19 protein-coding genes are annotated in these 20,515 nt (G+C 70.9%); 10 read left to right on the top strand and 9 right to left on the bottom strand.

Going from position 1 to position 20,515, the window contains the following annotated elements; all coding sequences use genetic code 11:
* Positions 1-47: 47 nt before the first annotated feature.
* The 3 genes from ACFV3I_RS08175 to ACFV3I_RS08185 are packed head-to-tail and all read right to left on the bottom strand — an operon-like array spanning position 48 to position 3,273.
* On the bottom strand, positions 48-1,235 hold the full coding sequence (locus tag ACFV3I_RS08175; RefSeq protein ID WP_378822687.1) for a DUF4350 domain-containing protein: 1,188 nt from the start codon (positions 1,233-1,235) through the stop codon (positions 48-50).
* Complete coding sequence (locus ACFV3I_RS08180; protein WP_378803583.1) at positions 1,232-1,873, bottom strand: DUF4129 domain-containing protein; 642 nt, start codon at positions 1,871-1,873, stop codon at positions 1,232-1,234. Before ACFV3I_RS08180 ends, ACFV3I_RS08175 begins: the two co-directional genes overlap by 4 nt.
* Complete coding sequence (locus tag ACFV3I_RS08185) at positions 1,870-3,273, bottom strand: hypothetical protein (RefSeq protein ID WP_378803584.1); 1,404 nt, start codon at positions 3,271-3,273, stop codon at positions 1,870-1,872. The genes ACFV3I_RS08180 and ACFV3I_RS08185 overlap by 4 nt, the downstream gene beginning before the upstream one ends.
* Positions 3,274-3,368: 95 nt before the next feature.
* Here ACFV3I_RS08185 and mtrA point away from each other — a divergent pair, with 95 nt between their 5' ends.
* The 5 genes from mtrA (at position 3,369) to hpf (ending at position 8,979) form a co-directional block, all read left to right on the top strand.
* Positions 3,369-4,049: an MtrAB system response regulator MtrA gene (mtrA, locus tag ACFV3I_RS08190; protein WP_136032889.1), complete on the top strand. Its 681-nt coding sequence runs from the start codon at positions 3,369-3,371 to the stop codon at positions 4,047-4,049.
* 7 nt (positions 4,050-4,056) lie between these two features.
* On the top strand, positions 4,057-5,736 hold the full coding sequence (gene mtrB, locus ACFV3I_RS08195) for an MtrAB system histidine kinase MtrB (protein ID WP_136032890.1): 1,680 nt from the start codon (positions 4,057-4,059) through the stop codon (positions 5,734-5,736).
* Positions 5,733-7,451, top strand: coding sequence for an LpqB family beta-propeller domain-containing protein (locus tag ACFV3I_RS08200; RefSeq protein WP_136036241.1), 1,719 nt, complete (start codon positions 5,733-5,735; stop codon positions 7,449-7,451). Before mtrB ends, ACFV3I_RS08200 begins: the two co-directional genes overlap by 4 nt.
* Positions 7,452-7,543: 92 nt before the next feature.
* Positions 7,544-8,191: a ComF family protein gene (locus ACFV3I_RS08205; RefSeq protein ID WP_378803585.1), complete on the top strand. Its 648-nt coding sequence runs from the start codon at positions 7,544-7,546 to the stop codon at positions 8,189-8,191.
* 131 nt (positions 8,192-8,322) lie between these two features.
* Positions 8,323-8,979: a ribosome hibernation-promoting factor, HPF/YfiA family gene (hpf, locus tag ACFV3I_RS08210; RefSeq protein ID WP_136032892.1), complete on the top strand. Its 657-nt coding sequence runs from the start codon at positions 8,323-8,325 to the stop codon at positions 8,977-8,979.
* 66 nt (positions 8,980-9,045) lie between these two features.
* Here hpf and ACFV3I_RS08215 read toward each other — a convergent pair whose 3' ends face one another.
* Both ACFV3I_RS08215 and ACFV3I_RS08220 read right to left on the bottom strand, forming a co-directional pair.
* Positions 9,046-10,371: a hypothetical protein gene (locus ACFV3I_RS08215; RefSeq protein WP_206251468.1), complete on the bottom strand. Its 1,326-nt coding sequence runs from the start codon at positions 10,369-10,371 to the stop codon at positions 9,046-9,048.
* 79 nt (positions 10,372-10,450) lie between these two features.
* On the bottom strand, positions 10,451-11,068 hold the full coding sequence (locus ACFV3I_RS08220; RefSeq protein ID WP_136032894.1) for a PadR family transcriptional regulator: 618 nt from the start codon (positions 11,066-11,068) through the stop codon (positions 10,451-10,453).
* Positions 11,069-11,253: 185 nt separating this feature from the next.
* Between ACFV3I_RS08220 and secA the strand changes: the two genes are divergently transcribed.
* Positions 11,254-14,058, top strand: a complete 2,805-nt coding sequence (gene secA / locus ACFV3I_RS08225; RefSeq protein ID WP_378803586.1) for a preprotein translocase subunit SecA — start codon at positions 11,254-11,256, stop codon at positions 14,056-14,058.
* 69 nt (positions 14,059-14,127) lie between these two features.
* Positions 14,128-15,354, top strand: coding sequence for a pyridoxal phosphate-dependent aminotransferase (locus ACFV3I_RS08230; RefSeq protein ID WP_136032898.1), 1,227 nt, complete (start codon positions 14,128-14,130; stop codon positions 15,352-15,354).
* On the opposite strand, the gene ACFV3I_RS08235 is transcribed toward ACFV3I_RS08230, so the two are convergent.
* Together ACFV3I_RS08235 and ACFV3I_RS08240 are read right to left on the bottom strand one after the other, a co-directional pair.
* On the bottom strand, positions 15,245-16,522 hold the full coding sequence (locus ACFV3I_RS08235) for a CpaE family protein (protein ID WP_378803587.1): 1,278 nt from the start codon (positions 16,520-16,522) through the stop codon (positions 15,245-15,247). The two genes, ACFV3I_RS08230 and ACFV3I_RS08235, sit on opposite strands and share 110 nt — an antisense overlap.
* Complete coding sequence (locus ACFV3I_RS08240; RefSeq protein ID WP_378803588.1) at positions 16,522-17,142, bottom strand: SAF domain-containing protein; 621 nt, start codon at positions 17,140-17,142, stop codon at positions 16,522-16,524. The genes ACFV3I_RS08235 and ACFV3I_RS08240 overlap by 1 nt, the downstream gene beginning before the upstream one ends.
* A 97-nt stretch (positions 17,143-17,239) precedes the next feature.
* Between ACFV3I_RS08240 and ACFV3I_RS08245 the strand changes: the two genes are divergently transcribed.
* Positions 17,240-17,518 carry a helix-turn-helix domain-containing protein gene (locus tag ACFV3I_RS08245; RefSeq protein WP_136032904.1) on the top strand — a complete coding sequence of 93 codons (279 nt, stop codon included), beginning with the start codon at positions 17,240-17,242 and terminating at the stop codon, positions 17,516-17,518.
* Here ACFV3I_RS08245 and ACFV3I_RS08250 read toward each other — a convergent pair.
* Positions 17,506-18,117: a hypothetical protein gene (locus tag ACFV3I_RS08250; RefSeq protein WP_136032906.1), complete on the bottom strand. Its 612-nt coding sequence runs from the start codon at positions 18,115-18,117 to the stop codon at positions 17,506-17,508. The two genes, ACFV3I_RS08245 and ACFV3I_RS08250, sit on opposite strands and share 13 nt — an antisense overlap.
* 127 nt (positions 18,118-18,244) lie before the next feature.
* Between ACFV3I_RS08250 and ACFV3I_RS08255 the strand changes: the two genes are divergently transcribed.
* Both ACFV3I_RS08255 and ACFV3I_RS08260 read left to right on the top strand, forming a co-directional pair.
* Positions 18,245-18,631, top strand: a complete 387-nt coding sequence (locus ACFV3I_RS08255; RefSeq protein WP_136032908.1) for an Rv3235 family protein — start codon at positions 18,245-18,247, stop codon at positions 18,629-18,631.
* A 25-nt stretch (positions 18,632-18,656) separates the two neighbouring features.
* A complete protein-coding gene (locus ACFV3I_RS08260) occupies positions 18,657-20,141 on the top strand; it encodes a sensor histidine kinase (RefSeq protein WP_136032911.1) in 1,485 nt (494 codons plus the stop codon).
* 60 nt (positions 20,142-20,201) lie between these two features.
* Here the strand turns inward: ACFV3I_RS08260 and ACFV3I_RS08265 are convergent, their stop codons facing one another.
* Positions 20,202-20,450: a WhiB family transcriptional regulator gene (locus ACFV3I_RS08265; protein WP_017203224.1), complete on the bottom strand. Its 249-nt coding sequence runs from the start codon at positions 20,448-20,450 to the stop codon at positions 20,202-20,204.
* Positions 20,451-20,515: the final 65 nt, after the last annotated feature.

The raw sequence follows: 20,515 nt of genomic DNA on the forward strand, positions 1-20,515 counted from the left end.
CTCCTCGGATTCCGGGGTGAGCGGGGGTCGGTCGGGGCGGCGGGGCGTCATCCGTCGTCGCTCCGCGCGGTGCGGGCCGTGTCCTCGACGGCGGTCTCGAGCTCGTCGAGCTGGCGCGCGAGGGCGATCAGGGCGGCGTCGTCGGCGGGTGGCGCTCCGGCGAGCAGCGCCTGCAGGGTGCCGCGGGGGATCCGCAGCCGGTCGGCGGCGGCGTCGGCGACCTCGTCGGCTCCGGCCTGGACGGCGAGCCCGAGCCGGACGGCGAGCCGTCGGCGGGTCCCTTCGCGCAGCGCTTCGGCCGCGTGCGGGGCGTCGGCGGCCTTGGCGGTGAGCCGGGCGCGTCCGAGCATCGTCTCCGAGGCCCGGACGGTGACCGGCAGCGTCTCGGCGACGAGCGGGCCGAAGCGCCGCCCTCTCGCCAACGCCACCGCGAGTCCGGCGGCGAGGAGCAAGAGGATGGCCGGGGTGACCCAGTCCGGCGTGAGGCTGCCGAGCGTGTCCGGTGCGGCCGTGCCCTCGACGTCGGAGTCCTGGAAGGAGGGGACGTACCAGACGAGGCGGTCGGACTGGCCGAGCAGCGCGAGGCCGAGGGCGGCGTTGCCGTTCTCGGCGAGGAAGGCGTTGCTGAACAGCTTGGTGCCGTCGACGATCGTGCGACGGTTGCCGTCGCGGTCGTCCACGAGCACGGCCGCGCCGCTGTCGTCGCCGAAGCAGGCGTCGACGCCGCTCGCGGGCGAGAACAGGCGGTCGGGCCGGATCGTGCCCACCTCGGCGAACTCGGGCACGGCGCAGTCGGCCGCGGCGGTGGAGACGCTGCCCGGCGCGGGCTCGCCGATCCGCAGTTCCCCGAGCAGGTGCGTGCCGGTGGAGAGGAAGACCACGCGTGCGGCCGGCGCGATGAGGTCGGCGATCGCGTCGTCGCTCAGGGTGTACGGGTTGGTCATGGCCAGCGTGGCATCGTCGTCCAGTGCGGCGCGGACCTCGGCGCGGCTGCGGGCGACCTCGACCTCGACGCCCCGGTCGCGGAGGATCTCGGCGAGGGCGAGCGCCCCCGTGTCGCTGCGGCTCTCCGGGTCGAGGGCACCGCGAGCGCCGGGGCTGCTGGCGGCGAACTGCGAGGCGGCATAGGCCACGACGAGCACGAGGATGCCGATGAGCGCCCAGCCGACGATCGCGCCCGTGCGGCGAGGGCGCCGCTCGGCCGTCGTGGCGTCCTGCGGGGTGACGAGGGTCATGCGGGTACCGCCTCCGGTCGCCGCGCGCGCAGGCGGTCGTCGGTCGCGGCGAGCTCGCGGTAGGTCTCCTCGGAGGCGGGGTGGCGCAGGTAGCGCACATCGTCGAAGGCGGCGGCGGCGCGGCGCATCGCGTCGGACTCCTCGGCGAACACGAGGCTCGCCGATCGTGCGATGGCCTGCGCGGTCGCGCCGGGCGCGGGGTCGATGAGGTCGCGTTCGAGGAGGCTGCGCGCGATGGCCCGGTAGCGCAGCACCACGGCCGTGTTCCAGTCGCCGTCGCGCGCGCTGCGCTCGGCATCGGTGCGCAGCTGCGCGGCGGTGCGGTCGTCGTCGGCGCCCAGCAGGTGCGCGTGGCCGCGACGTACCGCGCGGGACCGCCGGGGGCGCCCCCACACGAGCAGGGCCGTGATCAGGGCGGCGGCGATCAGCAGGACCACGGCGATGAGTGCGACGGGGCCGACGCTCTCTCCGTTGCCGGAGCTGAACAGATCGGCGAGGAACCGTCCGACGTCGCGGGCGAGCAGATCGAACCAGGTCGGCTTGGCGTCGGCGTAGCGCGGGTTGGCGAGCTCCTCCTCGGCCCACCGCCGCGCTTCATCGCCGTCGGGGATGAAGACCTCGTCGAACCGGAGCATCATGCGGAGCGGTCACCGCCACCGGGAGCCGTGCCGTCGCCCTCGGGCGCGGGAGCGGGCGTCGCCGGAGCCGCGGGACGCGGGGCCGGGGCGGGCGGGGGCGCGGGGGCGAAGGCCGGCGCGGGTGCCGGCGGGTACGCGGGTGCCGGCGGGAACCCAGGCACGGGCTGAGACGCGGGTGCCGGCGGGTACGCGGGGGAGGGCGCGCCGCCGAACCCCGGGGTCGTTCCGGCCGGCGGCGGACCGTAGGGATACGGCTGCGGCGGGGCCTGGGGGTACCCGTACCCCTGTGTCATCATCACGTGCTCCGGAACCTGACGCGGCGGCGGGGCGGAGGTGACGGCGCGGGCGGTGTCCACCACGAACGGGTCGCCGAGCTGGTCCTCACTCGCACCGAGGTCGAGGCGCTCCACATAGGAGAGGAGCGTCTGGTCCAGGCCCTCGTAGCGCATGCGGCAGTCGAGGTAGACCAGCACACCGCCCGTGCTCTGCACCACGATCGTGATCGCCTGCAGGATCAGCAGGAGCACCTGCGGGGCGAGGAGGGCGAAGACGTAGCCGATCACCGCACTCGGCTCGCTGGCGCCGGTCGGCGCGATCACGGTTCCGAGGAACGACGACACCAGCGCCGTGGGGATGCTCACCACCTGCATCGCCAGCCCCATGATGAGGCTGATCAGGAACGTCACTCCGAACGCGACCCAGAAGCGACCGCGCGTGAGACGCCACGACCGCACGAACGCGTCGCGGAAGCGGGCGCGCTCCAGCACCAGGATCGACGGGACGAGAAGCAGCTTGGTCGTCAGCCAGATGGTCAGGGGGATCGCGGCGATCGCCAGCAGGACCACCACGATGATCACGATGCCGATCAGCTCCGGCGTGCCGCCCAGACCGCCCGCGGTGAGCGCTCCGATGATGGCGACCACGATCGCGATGCCGCCGAACATCGCGAGCACCGAGAGCGATGCGAAGCCGGCGAGCCGCCAGAACGCGGGGAGCATACGGCGCCAGAGCATGCGCAGCGAGGCCTTCCGCCCGACGGCGGCGTACCCGATGTCGGCGGCCACCACGCCCTGCATCATCGCGGTGAAGGCGATCGACGCGAGCCCGACGATCAGCCCGGCGATCACGTTGATGGCGATCGTGCCGGCGAGCACGGCCTCGAAGTCGGGCGACGAGGGAGACACCGTCTCGAGGCGGGTGAAGGTGGTGAACAGCACGACACCCATGACACCGGCGGTCGCGATGACGACGACGAACTGGATCACGACGGCGAACCCGAACAGCACCTTCGGGTTGTGGCGGAGCGCCGCGAAGGCCTTGCCGAGCAGCATGCCGAACGTCAGCGGATGAAGGGGGATGATCCCCTTCTTGGGGGCTGGGGTCCACGTCTGGCCGCTCACGGGCCTCCCTCCGTCGTGCGCTCCCATCGTGTCATATCCTCGCGGTGAGGCGCAGACCTGCGGAGGGCGGTACTCGGTGCCATAAGGTAACAGTTATGACCTCACGCATCCTCGTGGTCGACGACGACACGGCGCTCGCCGAGATGATCGGCATCGTGCTGCGCACGGAGGGCTTCGAGCCGGTCTTCTGCGCGGACGGCGCGCGCGCGGTCGACGAGTGGCGCGCACAGCGTCCCGACCTGGTGCTGCTGGACCTCATGCTCCCCGGCATGGACGGCATCGAGATCTGCACGCGGATCCGGGCGGAGTCCGGGGTGCCGATCATCATGCTCACGGCGCGCAGCGACACCGCGGACGTGGTGCGTGGCCTCGAAGTGGGCGCAGACGACTACATGGTCAAGCCGTTCAACCCGAAGGAACTGGTCGCCCGCATCCGCACCCGGCTGCGCCCGACCCCGCAGACCACCAGCGAACAGCTGCGCATCGGAGACCTCACGGTCGACGTCGACGCGCACGAGGTCCGCCGGGGCACCACGCCCATCGCCCTGACGCCGTTGGAGTTCCAGCTGCTCGTGGCCCTCGCCTCCAAGCCGCAGCAGGTGTTCTCGCGCGAGATGCTGCTCGAGCAGGTGTGGGGCTACCACTACAAGGCCGACACCAGACTGGTGAACGTGCACGTGCAGCGGCTGCGCGCGAAGGTCGAGCTCGACCCGGACAACCCGAAGATCGTGATGACCGTGCGCGGTGTGGGCTACCGCGCCGGCAGCGTCGCCTAGGCGCACGATGGCCGCGACGACAGCGACCACGGCCGTCGCTGTGCTGCGCGACTGGCGTGGCTGGCCGGCCGTGATCTCGGCGCTGTGGCGGCGGTCGCTGCGGTTCCGCACCCTGGCGATCACCCTGGTCGCGACCTCGCTGGCGATCTTCATCACGTGCGTCACCATGGCGCTCGTGATCCAGAACGACCTGTTCGTCTCCCGCAAGAACGTCGCCCTGGAGGACGCGCGCCGCGCGGTCGACCAGGCGCAGAGCATCCTCGACGTGGCCGAGGTGGGCGACGACCCCGCGGCGCTCACCGACCTGTGGAACAGCATCCCCGACACGCTGGCGCGCACGTCCAGCGCCGATCAACTGGCCGGGTTCAAGATCGAGGACGAGCCGGGAGGGGTACGACTGAACGGCTTCACGGCCGGCCTCACCGCCAACCTCCTCAGCCCCGAGCTGAAGACGAGGGTGGAGGAGCTCGACTACGTCCAGGCGTGGCAGTCGGTCGCGCTGCCGGTCGAGGACGGGGGAGAGGTTCCCGGCATCATCGTGGGGCAGCAGCTCCAGGTGCCGGAGGCCGGCCCGTTCGCGATCTACTTCGCGTACGACCTGGCCGATGCCGATCAGACGCTGGTGTTCGTGCAGCGCACGCTGTGGATCGCCGGGATCGGCCTGGTGGCGATCGTCGCCGCGATCTCGTGGATCGTGCTGCGTACGGTGTCGACGCCGATCGTGCAGGCCGCGGAGACCAGCGCGCGCCTCGCCGCGGGCGACCTCGGCGTGCGGCTGGAGGTGCACGGCGAGGATGAGCTCGCGACCCTCGGCCGGTCGTTCAACGCCATGGCCGACAGCATCGAGGCGCAGATCAAGGAGCTCGGGGAGCTGTCGATGGTGCAGCAGCGCTTCGTGTCGGACGTCTCCCACGAGCTCCGCACGCCGCTGACGACGATCCGTCTCGCCGCCGACATGCTCAACGACCACCGTGACGAGTTCGACGCGACCACCGCCAGGGCGACCGAACTGCTGCACGCGCAGGTGCAGCGCTTCGAGACTCTGCTGTCCGACCTGCTGGAGATCAGCCGGTACGACGCGGGGTCCGTGCAGCTGGAGCTCGAGGCGACGAGCCTCGCGCACCTCGCGGAAGACGTCATCGAGCAGATGCGGCCGCTCGCCGACGGCCGCGGCTCGGAGCTGCGGCTCGTCGCACCGGGCGGCTACTCGCCGGTGGACATGGATCCGCGCCGGGTGCGTCGAGTGCTGCGCAACCTGGTCGGCAACGCGATCGAGCACGGCGAGGGCCGGCCGATCGTGGTCACCGTCGACAGCAATCAGCACGCGGTGGCGGCGGGTGTACGCGATTTCGGCCTCGGCATGGACCCGGCCGACGCCGAGCGCGTGTTCGACCGGTTCTGGCGCGCCGATCCCTCCCGGCAGCGCACGATCGGTGGCACGGGGCTCGGACTGTCGATCGCTTTGGGCGACGCCACCCTGCACGGCGGTACGCTCGCGGTGTGGTCCGAGTTGGGCGTCGGGTCGAACTTCGTGCTGACCATCCCTCGCCACGACGGTGTTCTCGACGGGCCGAGCCCGGTCCCGGTGGAGCCTCAGGAGCCGCTGGCGGAACTGGGCGACGCGACGCAGCCGATCTCGATCGCGGAGATGTACTCGGAGCTGCTCGAGGGGAGGGAGGAACCGTGAGCGCACGCAGGTCGCGACGTCTCGCGCTCGCCGCCGCCCTGGGCATCGTGGCGCTGCTCCTCCCCGCCTGCGCCGGTCTGCCCACGAGCGGCGATGTCGCGGTGGGTCTCAAGCTCGGCGAGTCGCCGCAGGATGTGGACGTCCTCCCCGTCGCCTCCGGTCCCATCGCCGGAGCCGGTCCGGAGGAGATCGTCGAAGGCTTCCTGGAGGCCGGGATCACGACGTCGGACAACTGGGACACGGCGCGCGAGTTCCTCGCCCCGGCGCTGCAGCGCAGCTGGGCACCGTCGGCGGGCGTGTCGATCGACGTCGGCCCCGAGGCGCGGACGCTGTCGTCCACGGTGCCGGAGGACGAGGTGGAACAGGCGGACACCGCCGAGGTGCAGGTGCAGCTCGACCTGGTGGCGAGCGTGGACGGGGCGGGTGCCTACAGCGGCGCGCCCGGCGACTCCAGCGTCCCCTTCGCGCTGGAGCGCATGGACGACGGCGAGTGGCGCATCACCCAGGCGCCCGACGGCATCGTGATCGACGAGGCGCGGTTCCCGAAGGTGTTCGAGGGGTATCCGCTGCAGTGGTTCGACTCCTCGTGGTCGCGCCTCGTGCCGGACATGCGGTGGTTCCCCCGACGCCAGAGCCCGGCGACGACCGTCACGCAGGCGCTCGTGAGCGGAACGCCGTCGGAGTGGCTGGACCCGGCCGTGCAGACCGCGTTCCCCGCCGACGTGCAGTTGGCGCAGGACGCGGTGCCGATCACCGGACAGGTGGCTCAGGTCGCTCTGACGCGTCCGGCGTCCGGACTGGACCAGACCACGCTCGCCCGCATGCGCACGCAGTTGCAGTCCACGCTGAAGGCCGCCGGGGTGAACGTCACGCAGGTGCGCTTCAGCGTCGACGGCAGGTCCCTCGACGCGGGGGTGGTCGAGCTCGCAGGCACCCCGGCGGACGTCGGGACGCTCGTGCTGCGGAACGGCGAGTTCGGGCGGATCGTCGGCGACGAGATCTCCCCGATCCCGGACATCAGCGAGCAGATCGTCGCGATCCCGCAGCCGATCCTGGCGATCGACGTCGGCATCGACGACTCCTACGCGGTCGTGCAGCTCGACGACGGTCACGTGTACCGGGTGGCGAAGTCCGGACGCGATGAGTTGGACGCGCGCGCCGGTCTGGTCGAGCCGTCTCTCGACCCCTTCGGCTACGCGTGGTCCGTCCCGGAGGGTGATCCCCAGGCGGTGCAGGCCTCGGGGAGTGATGCGGCCCCGCACGCCGTGGCGAACGCCTGGCCGAGCGCCTCCTCCATCTCCGACCTGCGCGTGTCGGCGGACGGTGCCCGGGTCGCCGCGGTGATCGTGGTCGGCGGGCAGCGGTGGGTCGTGGTGGCGGCGATCGTGCGCGACTCGGCGGGCGTGCCGACCGAGCTCGGCGACCTCGTGCAGCTGTTCCAGCTCCCGGAGCCGTCCACCGGGCTCGTGTGGCTCGGGCCCGACCGGCTCGCCGTGCTGGCCTCTCCCAGCAGTCCGCGGCTCGTGCTGCAGGCCGTGGGCGGGCCGGGGTCGTCCGAGACGGCGCCGGTCGATGCGATCTCGATCTCCGGCGCGCGCACGCCCGCTGGTGTGCGGATCCTCGGTGCCGCCGGTCAGTTGTACGCGCACGCGGGATCGGCGTGGCGCGAGGTGACGGAGGGCATCACGGTCCTGGCGACCCGGGCGGGGGAGTGACCTCTCCTCCACGGTGACGGATCTCGCGGTGCGGCCCGCGGGTCGTGCTCGCGACGACCGCCGCGGAGCGGGCCCGGAGACACCATGAAGGCATGCCCGTGCCCTCCGCCCTCCGTTCCGTCGTGCTCGAGGCGGCCGCGCTGCTGCTGTCGGCGGTCTGCGGCGGGTGCGGCCTGCCCGGCACGCTGCTGTGCGACGTCTGTCGAGCCGAGCTGATCCCCGACCCGCGGGCGGTGCGCACGCCCGAGGGTCGGAACGTCCACGTGGCGCTGACCTATCAGGGCGTGGCGGCGCGATGCCTGCGCCGCCTCAAAGACGAGGGCGAGACCCTCCTCGCGCGCCCGCTGGGGTCCGCGCTGGCTGCCGTGCTCGGGCCCGCGGTGAGCCACGGAGCCCTCGTCGTGCCGGTGCCGACGTCGCGCCGTGCGTTCCGGCGCCGCGGCTTCCGGGTGCCCGATCTGCTGGTGCGGCGGGCGGGGGCGAGCACCACGCGGGTGTTGCGCTGGACCAGGGCGGCGCACGACCAGCGCAGCCTCGGTGCGATGGAGCGGCGCGACAACGTCCGCGCCGCGATGCGTGCCGTCGCGGACGGGCGCGGCGCGGCGGTCGTCGTGGTGGACGACGTGGTCACCACCGGAGCGACCCTGGACGAGGCCGCGCGGGCGCTCGAGGAGGCCGGGTATGAGGTGATCGCGCTGGTCGCGCTCGCCGCCACGCCGACGAACGCGGTATCCGGATGAGGTTCATCGGAGACTCACCGGGGACACAGGGCCGACACCCGTGACTTCCGTCGCCGGTCGGACTACGGTGGGGTGTCACAAGGCGACCACGGTCCGCCCTTGGCCGGGAGGACCGGGACAAGGAGGCAGCAATGGAAACGAGTATCGTCGGCGTCGGGGTGGGTATCACCGATCGCTTCCGCACCGTCGTCGAAGAGAAGATCGCCAAGATCGAGACTCTCGCAGCCAAGGCGCAACGTCTGGACGTCAAGGTCACCCACCGCGTGTATCGAAACGGGCGCGTCCCCGATGAGACGGTCGAGCTGACGCTCATCGGCAAGGGTCCCGTGGTCCGGGCCGAGGCGGTCGACGGCGACAAGTTCGTCGCGCTGGATCTCGCGGTCGACAAGATGACGGAGCAGTTGCGCCGCGCGAAGGAGAAGCGCGTCGACGGACGCCAGCACCCGCGCGGCCCGCACTTCGAGAAGGGCAGCGGATCGCTCGAGGGCATCGACGTGCAGCCGGCATCGGTCGAGGTCCTGCACGCCGTCGCGACCGGCAGCATCCCCGTGCAGAACGACGAGGAAGAGGAGTACTCGCCCGTCGTCATCCGCACCAAGAGCTTCGATGCGGAGTGGATGACCGTGGAGGAGGCGGTCGACCGGATGGAGCTCGTCGGGCACGACTTCTTCCTCTTCGTCGATGCCCGCACCGACCATCCCAGCGTGGTGTATCGCCGCAAGGGCTGGGACTACGGCGTGATCGCGCTGAGCACGCAGGCACCGCCGGCGGAGGCACTCGCCTCCTGAGCTCGGCAGACGCACGAACGGCCCGATCCATCGCGGATCGGGCCGTTTCGCGTGGTCAGGGGTGCGTCAGTCGAAGATGCCGTCGAGGATGCTGCCGATGACGAGTCCGCCGAGGATGCCGGAGGCGAGGTCGCCGCCGCCCATGCCACCACCCCGGCGCGGACCGCCGCCCCAACCGCCGCCCCAGTCCTGGTCCTGCGGGCGCGAGGAGTCGATGTCGCGCTGCGCGAGCTGCAGCGCCTCGGCGGCGAGGTGCGCGACCCGTCGCGCCTGCACGAGCGCGGCCTCTCTGGTGTCCTCCGCCGGCAGGAGGTCGCTCAGGTCGACGCGCAGGCGCTCGGCCTCGGCGAGTCGTGTGCGCGCATCCGCCCCGATCCAGCCGCGGTGTCCGGCGATCAGGCCGCGTGCCACGCCCAGCTGACGGTCCGCGTCGTCGATCGCGTGCTGTACCTGGGCGAGCGACGGCAGCGGATTCTCGGCGCGGTGCCTGGCCTTGGCGATGGCGTCGTCGAGCGCCGAGTTGGCCTCGCGCAGTCGCGACAGCTCGGCGAACGGATCATTCGGCTGGCCGGCCGGGGTCAGCGAGGCGAGCGCGGCCTGCAGCGCCGCCACCGCCTCGGCGACCGCGGGCACCGCGGGGGCGTTGCGGGCGGCGATCAGGTCGCCGCGGGAGTCGGCGATGACCTCGGCGAGGGTGGACTCGGCGCGGAGCGCTTCGATCTCGAAGTCCTCGACCGCGTCCAGCAGTGCGGCGGCTCGCCGCGTCGCCTCGGTCGCGGTCTCGAGGGCGAGGTTGGCTTCCTCGTTCTGCTTGGCCTCGCGGCGTCGCTCGGAGATGTCGGCGCTGTGGGTGGCGAAGCGGATCAGCTGCTGCGCCTCGGCGGCGCTCGCCGTGATCTGGTGCATCGCCGAGTCGGCGTAGCGCGCGGAGAGACGGGAGACCGTCTCGTCCGTCTGGGGGATCCGCGCGGCGAGGGCCTCGGCGTCGGCGCGCACCTGGGCGATGATCTGGGGTGCGCGGCGCACCTTCGCGACCGACTCCGCGAGGACGGTCGTCTTCTCGTCCAGGAGGTCTTCGGCCCAGTCGCACAGCTGCAGGATGCGCGCGTTGCGGGTGCGCAGCTCCTCGGCGGTGTCGGGGATCTCGTCGTGGTTGAGCTGATGAAGCTGGAACGCCTCGCGCAGGTGCGTGCGCACGGAGGTCAGGGCGGCCTTGAGGTCGGCGGTCAGGGACTCGCCCAGCTCGGCCTCGGCGAACACGAGCTCATCGGCGGTGGTGCGGATGCGCTCGTCGGCTCCGACGAGGGCCTGCTCGGCACGCCGTGCGAGGTCGGCGTCCTGAGCGGCGAGCTCTTCCTGTTCGCGTTTGCGTCTACCCCAAAATCCAGCCATGAGGCGATCCTAGTTTCCCCGGTGACCGCGCGGGCTGAGCATCCGCTCCAGGCGAACGTGCCGTACGACCGCGGCGGTCTCAGGCGACGGGTTCGGGCCGACGCTGCTGCGCGGCTCCGGCGGGGCGGCCGCGCTTGGGTCGCTCGGTCGCGAGACCGAGCGCGAGCTGAGGATGCGGGTGTGCGGCGAGACGGCGCTCGGTGTGCTCCAGCCACCGCACCTCGGCCTCGGCCGCGAAGATCATGGAGTCGGTCACGAGCGACCAGGCCAGAGCCTCCGCGCTGTCGGCGTCGTGACCGGTGAAGGCGGCGTCGCGCAGAGCCGCGAGCCGGCGCTCAGAGGACGCGCGCTGCGCGCGGATGACGTCGGCGGCGTCGACCCCGGGGAGCGTCGCCGCCATCGCGACCTTGACGGCGAGCTCTTCGCGCGCCGGTTGGATCCGCTCGACGGGGTCGGACAGCCAGCGGGCCACCTCGGCCGATCCGTCCGGCGTGATCCGCCAGTACACGTGGCCGTGCTCGTCGGCGTCGCCCCGCTGCACCATGCCGTCGCGCTCGAGTCGTTCGAGCGTGTTGTAGATCTGTCCCACGTTCAGGGTCCAGGTCGACCCCGTTCGACGGGCGAACTCGTGACGGAGCTGGTACCCGTAGCAGGCGCCCTGATCGAGGATGGCGAGCAGGCTGTGGCGGACGGACATGGCCGGACTCCTCTGCGTGACGGACGGAAGCATGCCGAGTATATGCATACTCGGCAACACCGCCGCGGCGCGGCACGATATGCCGTGCAGGCGACGCGCAGGTCACAGACCGGTAACATGGCAAAGTATGCCTGGCGATCGCCTCTCGGCGGCCGGCAAGGACCCAATGACAGGGAGAGACATCCGTGGCCAATCCTCTTGAGAAGCTGCTGCGCGCCGGTGAAGGACGCATCATCCGTCGCCTCAATCAGGTGGTCAAGGCCGTGAACGCCCTGGAAGACGACATCTCGGAGCTCACGGACGACGAGCTCCGCAACGAGACGGCGGAGCTCCGCGCGCGGTACGAGAAGGGGGAGACCCTCGACCAGCTCATGCCGGAGGCCTTCGCGGCAGTGCGCGAGGCGGCCAAGCGGACCCTGGGCATGCGCGCCTACGACGTGCAGATCATGGGTGGCGCGGCGCTCCACCTCGGCAACATCGCCGAGATGAAGACCGGTGAGGGCAAGACCCTGGTCGCGACCTTCCCGGCCTACCTCAACGCCATCGCCGGCAAGGGCGTGCACGTGATCACCGTGAACGACTTCCTCGCGAACTACCAGGCCGAGCTGATGGGACGCGTTTACCGCGCCCTCGGCATGACCACCGGCATCATCGTCTCCGGGCAGACTCCGGCGGTGCGTCGCGAGCAGTACGCCGCCGACATCACCTACGGCACGAACAACGAGTTCGGCTTCGACTATCTGCGCGACAACATGGCCTGGCGCAAGGAAGACCTCGTCCAGCGCGAGCACTTCTTCGCGATCGTCGACGAGGTCGACTCGATCCTCATCGACGAGGCCCGGACGCCGCTCATCATCTCCGGACCCTCCTCGGGCGAGGCGAACCGCTGGTTCGCGGAGTTCGCCAAGATCGCCCGCACGCTCGAGGCCGGTGTGGACTACGAGGTCGACGAGAAGAAGCGCACGGTCGGTGTGCTCGAGCCGGGCATCGAGAAGGTCGAGGACTACCTCGGCATCGACAACCTCTACGAGTCGGCGAACACTCCGTTGATCTCGTTCCTCAACAACTCGATCAAGGCGCTCGCCCTGTTCAAGCGCGACACCGACTACGTCGTGATGAACGACGAGGTCATGATCGTCGACGAGCACACCGGACGCATCCTCGTGGGCCGCCGTTACAACGAGGGCATCCACCAGGCGATCGAGGCCAAGGAGGGCGTGCCCGTCAAGGCCGAGAACCAGACGCTCGCGACGGTCACCCTGCAGAACTACTTCCGCCTCTACGAGAAGCTGGCCGGCATGACCGGTACGGCCGAGACCGAGGCCGCGGAGTTCATGTCCACCTACAAGCTCGGCGTCATCCCGATCCCGACCAACCGGCCGATGATCCGTAAGGACCAGTCCGACCTCGTCTACAAGAACGAGACGGCGAAGTTCGCCCAGGTCGTCGAGGACATCGCGGAGCGGCACGTCGCCGGCCAGCCCGTGCTCGTCGGCACGGTCAGCGTCGAGAAGAGCGAGTACCTCTCGCGGCTGCTGGCCAAGAAGGGCATCAAGCACGAGGTCCTGAACGCGAAGAACCACGCGCGTGAGGCCGAGATCGTCGCGCGCGCCGGCCGCCTGGGGGCCGTCACCGTCGCCACGAACATGGCCGGTCGCGGTACCGACATCATGCTCGGCGGCAACGCCGAGTTCCTCGCGGTGCAGGAACTGAAGTCCAAGGGCCTCGACCCGGTCGAGACCCCCGACGAGTACGAGGTCGCGTGGGACGAGACCTACGAGGCCATGAAGGCCGTGGTCGCGGAGGAGGCCACCAAGGTCATCGAGGCCGGGGGACTGTACGTCCTCGGCACGGAGCGGCATGAGTCCCGTCGTATCGACAACCAGCTCCGCGGTCGTTCCGGTCGTCAGGGCGACCCGGGCGAGAGCCGGTTCTACCTCAGCCTGACCGACGACCTCATGCGCCTGTTCCAGTCCGGCGCCGCCGAGGCGATCCTGGCCCGCACCAACTTCCCCGACGACGTGCCGATCGAGTCCGGCCTGGTCTCCCGCGCGATCCGCAGCGCCCAGTCGCAGGTCGAGGCGCGCAACGCCGAGATGCGCAAGAACGTCCTCAAGTACGACGACGTGCTGAACCGGCAGCGCGAGGCGATCTACGCCGACCGTCGCCACATCCTGCAGGGCGACGACATCGCCGACCGGGTGCAGCACTTCATCGAGGACGCGATCAGCGGCGTCGTGCGCGACCACACCGGCGAGGGTCACAACGAGAGCTGGGACTTCGACGCGCTGTGGACCGAGCTCAAGACGCTCTATCCGGTCGGAGTGACCATCGACGAGGTCGTGTCGGAGGCTGCGGGCCGCAAGGGCGGGATCACCGCGGAGGGTCTCACGCGCGAGCTGCTGTCCGACGCGAAGATCGCGTACGAGAAGCGCGAGGAGTCGCTGGGCGAGGCCGCCACGCGTGAGCTGGAGCGCCGTGTGGTGCTGCAGGTGCTCGACCGCCGCTGGCGCGATCACCTCTACGAGATGGACTACCTGAAGGACGGCATCGGCCTGCGTGCCATGGCCCAGCGCGACCCGCTCATCGAGTACCAGCGCGAGGGGTACGCGATGTTCCAGTCGATGATGGGGCAGATCAAGGAGGAGTCCGTCGGCTACCTCTACAACCTCGAGGTCGAGGTGCGCCGCGTCGGCGATGCGCAGACCGCGGAGGTCGAGGCGAAGGGCCTCGCCACCGACGGGGGCGAGCAGCGACTGGAGTACTCCGCCGCGAACGACGCCGGCGAGGTCGAGGTGCGCAACGACCGCGGGCAGGTGCAGCAGGCGGCGACCGACCGTCTGCGTCAGGCGGCCGCACGGGCGCAGACACCCCCGTCCGCCCCCGAGGAGGAGGCGCCGCGCGGCGCGTTCGGCCAGCGCACCGAGGCCCCCGCACCGGCCGCCGGCAACCGCGAGCAGCGTCGGGCGCAGGGCAAGAAGAAGAAGTGACCCGAGCAGGGTGAGAGGAGGGCCAGTCCGTGCGGATTGGCCCTCCTTTCGTCCCTGTAGGCTTGATCGATGACACCATCGCGCACCTTCGACCAGTCGTCGAAGCTCAAGAACGTCCTGTACGAGATCCGCGGAAACGCCCTCGTCGAGGCGGCGCGACTGGAGGCAGAGGGCCACCGGATCCTCAAGCTGAACACGGGCAACCCCGCGATCTTCGGCTTCGACGCCCCGCATCAGATCGTGCACGACATGCTGGCAGCCCTTCCCACGGCGCACGGCTACAGCGACAGCAAGGGCATCATCTCCGCGCGACGCGCCGTGGTGAGCCGGTACGAGCAGGTCGAGGGCTTCCCGCGGTTCGACCCCGACGACGTGTACCTCGGCAACGGCGTGTCCGAGCTCATCACCATGACCATGCAGGCGCTGCTCGACGAGGGCGACGAGGTGCTGATCCCGACGCCCGACTATCCGCTGTGGACCGCCATGACCAGCCTCGCGGGTGGCACGCCGGTGCACTACGTGTGCGATGAGAACAACGGCTGGCAGCCCGATCTGGAAGATCTCCGGTCCAAGATCACGCCGCGGACCAAAGCCATGGTCATCATCAACCCGAACAACCCGACCGGTGTCGTGTACTCGCGCGCGGTGCTGGAGGGCCTGGTGCAGATCGCCAGGGAGCATCAGCTGCTCATCCTGTCGGACGAGATCTACGACCGCATCCTGTTCGACGATGCGGTGCACATCCCCACGGCGACCCTCGCGCCCGACCTGCTGTGCCTCACGTTCAACGGCCTCTCGAAGACGTATCGTGTGGCGGGCTACCGCTCGGGGTGGATGGTGATCACGGGGCCGCAGGACCATGCGAAGGGCTTCATCGAGGGCATCACACTGCTGGCGTCGACCCGACTGTGCCCGAACGTACCCGCGCAGCACGCCGTGCAGGCGGCGCTCTCCGGGGTGCAGTCGATCGATGCGCTGATCGCGCCGACCGGTCGCCTGCACGAGCAGCGGGACATCGCATGGGAAGGCCTGGAGGCGATCCCGGGGGTGACGTGCGTGAAGCCCCAGGGGGCGCTGTACGCCTTCCCGCGTCTCGACCCCGAGGTGCATGAGATCCGTGACGACGCGAAGCTGGTGTACGACCTGCTGGTGTCGGAGCACATCCTGGTCGTGCAGGGCACCGGATTCAACTGGCCGAATCCCGATCACCTGCGGTTGGTGACCCTGCCAGAGCCGCGAGTGCTGAGCGAAGCCGTCGAGCGACTGGGGAACTTCCTCTCGAGCTACCGCCAGTAGGCGCGGCGACGGCGGGCGCGGGGGAGAGCGACAGCGCGAGTCGACGCACCCCCGCGACGAGGGCGGAACGCGGAGTGAGGTCGGCCATGGGCCGCGCGTGCAGCAGGGCCGCGTCTGCCGCGCGCTGGTCGAACGGCAGGAAGACGATGTCGGTGATCCCGGCGAACCGTTCGAGAGTCCGGCGGACCTGTCCCCGGGCGTCAATGCCGAGCGGCCCGGGGCGTACGGCGTTGACCACCACCGTGATGGGCGTGGAGCCGACGAGTCGGCGGACCTCGGCGTGGTCTCGGAGGAAGCGGCTGATGCCGACCGGGTCGGCGGCCGCGACGGCCACGATCCGGTCGGCTTCGGCGAGGGTCGCCGCGGTTGCCGCGTGGCGGCGAGGGCCGACCAGATCGTAGGTCGCCTCGTCGTCGGCGTCGACCGCGGCTGCCACGTCGACCACCGTCTCCTCCGCCCACTCCCGGCAGGCCGCGAGGAGGACGTGGAGTCGATGCGCCGAGAGTTCGGGCCAGCGAGTCGGACGATTGATGCCGCACAGCACGTCGAACTCCACACCGCCCGCGCCGACGCGTGCCGCCAGCCTGGCGAGCTCGGCGCTGTCGAGTGCCCCGGTCTCCGCGCGGCGGCAGGCAGCGGCGATTCCCGGGGCGTCGTCGCCGAGCCCGAGGAGAAGCGCGAGCGAGGGAGCGACCGTGTCCGCATCCAGCAGCGCTGTGCGGCGGCCCGTGCGCGCCAGCTCCACGGCCAACTGGATCGCGACCGTCGAGCGGCCGGGAGCTCCCTGGGGCCCCCAGACCGCGATGATCCTCGGGGAGGCGCTCCGAGGCGTCTCGGCGACGGCGGGCGAGGCCTCCGCGTGGAGCGCTGCCGCCACCTCCCAGCCGGGGGCATCCGTGCGCAGCGCCGACGGAAGGCCGAGTCGTGCCAGGAGACGACTGTCGGAATCGCCGAGCGCCACGATACGGACACCCGCCCGGTCACATGCGGCGATCAGGTCCGGAGTCAGCGCGTCGCGCGAGGCGGGAACGATCACCGCATCCACGCCGGCGTGAAGATGCTCGCGAACGCTCGACGGACCATCGATGGCGACCGCGTCCACTCCTTCCAGGAGGAGCTCGGCGGCGAGCTGGTCCGCCCGATCCTTCGGGAGCGCGACCAGGACCATCACGATCCGGCACCGACAGGGATCACGGAGAGCGCGGCGCCCCCGGTGGCGGCCGCGAGCACGTCGGCGACGTCGGTCCGGTCGACGACGATCTCCACCTTCGTGCCGCTCTCCGTCAGCATGCCGTCGTCTTCGAGAACCGTCCGCACCACCGCGTCGCCGACGAGGACGCGCGGGGCGTCGAACGTCCTGCCGTCGTCTCTCGCGGGTGCCTGCCACACCTCGACGTCGGCGCCGGGGCCGATCGAATCGGGGATCGCGGTCGTGGTCTCGATCACGACGGTGGTGGTGCGGTCGTCCTTCTCGTCGGCCACCGCGGACCGGGGGAGCAGCTCGCCCTTCGTGAGGGTGCGCCGCGCGATCTGCCCCGGCTCGAGCCGACCTGGACCCACGTACCGATCCGTGAGTGCGCCGATGCTGACCTGGGCCACCTCGAAGTCGTCAGCGGTGAGAACCTCGCCGCGCGCGATGGTCCGCCGCGCCTGCAGGAGCGGTTCGGTCCGGTCGGATGCCGCGACGAGCAGCCATACCCCGGCGATCGAGATGACGACGAGGGCGATGCCGACCAGGAAGCGCAGGTCGGCGCGGAAAGCCGGGCGCGGACGCGAGTGGGAAGCCATGGCGATATCGTCACAGAACCGCGGAGAGGGCTCGCGGAGTTATCCACATACGCGGGACACCCGCCTCCGTCGGTGGCCCCTCGACCAGAATGTGGGTATGACACCCGCTCCGACCCCCGCACCGCAGTTCCTCGCTCCCGCGCAGGTCGCGGAGCTCCTGAGCATCGACGTGGCCGAGGTGATCGGCCTCATCCACGAGGGGCGACTGCGCGGCGCGCAACTGGGTTCGCCCGCGCGCTGGCGCGTGGAGGAGGCCAGCATCGAGGGGTACCTCGCCGAGCAGTCGGAAGAGGCACGCAGGATGGCGCTGTGGCGTCAGTCGCAGACCGCGAGCTTCCCCGAGGTGTGGGGAACGTCCGCGGCTCACACGCGCTGATCGCCGGAGAAGCGCACGACGACGAGCGCCGCGTACGGGACGATGCGGAACCCGCGCACCGCAGCGGCTCGCCGCGACTCCCCGGTGTCGTGCAGCGCCAGATCGAGGTGATCGGCGGCGGCGCGATCGATCGTGCCGTGCACGTCGTCTCCGTGTCGTGTGGTCAGGTGGACGGGTACGCGTCGTCGCGCGAGGTCGCGCAGCACGAAGCCGATCGGCATACGCTCGCGGAGGGTGCGCTCGGCGGGCCGATGCTCGTCGAGGCTGGAGAGCATGGCGCCGTGGTCGACGGCGAGACCCGTGATCGCGGGGAGGGGAATCAGCAGGGCCGACGCGGCAGCCCTCGCCTCCTGCGGTACCCGCGAGACCGCTGCGATCCAGTCGACGCCGAGGGATCGGAGCGTCACCGGAAGCCGGTGGCCGTCCGCCAGGTCGACGACCGCGTCGGCGTCGGCGGCGCAGAGCTGCCGGAGACGCGAGTGCAGGTCGAGTCGGGAGATGCGGAGCCGCTCGGACTCCGCATCCAGCGCGGCGCGCTCCGCCTCCCACTCCGAGGCGAGCTGGCTCTCGAGGTCGTCGAAGAGGCGGTCCCAGTGCACCCGACAGAGCGTAGGGGGAGCGCGGGTCGGATGTACGAGTTATCCACATAGTTCCGCTGATCGCCCCCGCGCGGGTGCTCGCGCGTGCTCGACTGTCGCCGTTCGTCCGCCGACCGGAGAGTTCGCCATGATGCTTCACGAGTACTTCGCCCCGCAGCCGACGCCCACGCGTCAGCTTCCCGATCCCGCACCGCTGCTGCGCCGTCTCACGCACGGTGTCCTGGAAGTGCTCGCCGGTGTGCGGGAGATCGATCAGCTCGCGCGATGGTTCAGCGAGGACGCGTACCGGAGTCTGGTCGTGCGTTCGAACCTGGCGGCACGGGCGAGGAGCGCGCGGGGTGTGCCGCCGGCGCGACCGACGTTCGTGATCCGTTCGCTCCGGGTCACGGAGCCGGTCGACGGCGTGATCGAAGCGGTCGTCGTCGTGGCAGGTCCCGGACGGACCAGGGCGGTCGCGGTGCGACTCGAAGGGCTCGATCGACGATGGCGGGCGACGTCGCTGGCCATCCTCTGAGGCGGTGCGGCCCTAGGCTGGGTAGGTGTCAACCCTCAGCGACCTCGCCCAGACCCAGGGCCTTCTGACCGACGACGACATCGAGTGGCTGCACCGTCTTGCCGGTGACGGTCAGCTCCTCGCCGACCTGGCCTCCGCGGACATCGTGCTGTGGATCCAGACGGAGGACGGGTCCTTCATCGCCGTCGCCCACGCCCGTCCGAGCGGCGCGGCGACGCTGTTCTACCGGGACATCGTCGGCGAGCGTGTTCGTCCGCAGTGGCGCACGCAGGTCCAGGGCGCTTTCGAGTCGGCGGAGATCGTGGACTCCTCCTCGCCGGATTGGTTCGAGGAGACGCCCACGCGCGTGCGGGCGGTTCCGATCGTGATCACCCGCCGCGGCGACGACGTGGCGCCCTCCGTCATCGGGGTCGTGACCCGCCACACCAACCTCGGCGAGGTCCGCACGCCGTCGCGGCAGCAGATCACGTTCGACGAGTGCGCGAACGACCTGTTCCGCATGATCGCGGACGGCAGCTTCCCCGACCCGGCCGCACCGACCTCACCCCGTCGCGGAGCGCCGCGTGCGTCCGACGGCCTGATCCGCATCGACGTCGACGGGATCACCACCTTCGCGAGCCCGAACGCGCTCTCGGCGTTCAACCGCATGGGATTCGACGACGAGCTCGAGGGGGAATCGCTCGCGGAGGTCACGACCCGGCTGGTACCGCCCTCGCGGCAGGTCGACGAGTCGCTGCCGGTCGTCGTCACCGGCCGCGCACCGTGGCGCACCGACATCGAGGCGCGCGGTGTGACCGTCTCGTTGCGCGCGATCCCGCTGAAGGACCACGGCACCCGCATCGGCGCGATCGTGCTCTGCCGCGATGTCTCGGAACTGCGGCATCAGGAGCAGGAGCTGATCACGAAGGACGCGACCATCCGGGAGATCCACCACCGGGTGAAGAACAACCTGCAGACCGTGGCGTCGCTGCTACGGATCCAGGCGCGTCGCACGCACTCCGACGAGGCCCGAGACGCGCTCACGCAGGCCATGCGCCGGGTCGACGCGATCGCCGTCGTGCACGACACGCTGGCCCAGGGACTCACCCAGAAGGTCGACTTCGACGAGGTGTTCGATCGGGTCCTCAAGCTGGTCGCAGAGGTGGCGTCCGCGCCGAACACCCGGGCTCGTACGCAGTCGACGGGGCGCTTCGGGGTGCTCCCGAGCGAGTACGCCACGCCGCTCGCCCTCGCCCTGACGGAGGTCGTCACGAACGCAGTGGAGCACGGGCTCGCGGGTCAGGAGGGCTCGGTGACCATCGACGCCCAGCGCACCGAGGACAACCTCCGCGTCACCGTGCGCGACACCGGCCACGGGCTGCCGGAGGGGCGCGTCGGTCAGGGCCTTGGTACGCAGATCATCCGCACGCTCATCCAGGGGGAGCTCGGCGGGTCGATCGAGTGGCGCGGCAGCGAGGGTGAGGGCACCGAGGTGGTCATCGACATCCCGCTGCGATGGCTGGAGCGCTGAACGCGGACACCGGACAGACGGAAGCGGCCTGAGATCTGATCTCAGGCCGCTTCGAAGTCGTCAGGAGGCGCGGCGGGCGCGGGCGGCGCGGCGCTTGAGTGCGCGGCGCTCGTCCTCGGACAGGCCGCCCCAGACGCCCGAGTCCTGGCTGGTCTCCAGGGCGTACTGCAGGCAGATCTCGGTGACGGTGCACGTGGCGCAGACCGTCTTGGCCTTCTCGATCTGGTCGACGGCCGGTCCGGTATTGCCGACGGGAAAGAAAAGCTCGGGGTCGACGGTCAGGCAGGCGGCCTTATCGCGCCAGTCCATGGGGGCTCCTCGGTGTGGATTTCATGAGATGTCGCGATGCGACTTCTCGATTCGGGCGGCGGTTC

The sequence above is a fragment of the Microbacterium sp. NPDC059771 genome (assembly GCF_042732495.1).
Taxonomy (GTDB): Bacteria; Actinomycetota; Actinomycetes; order Actinomycetales; family Microbacteriaceae; genus Microbacterium; species Microbacterium sufflavum.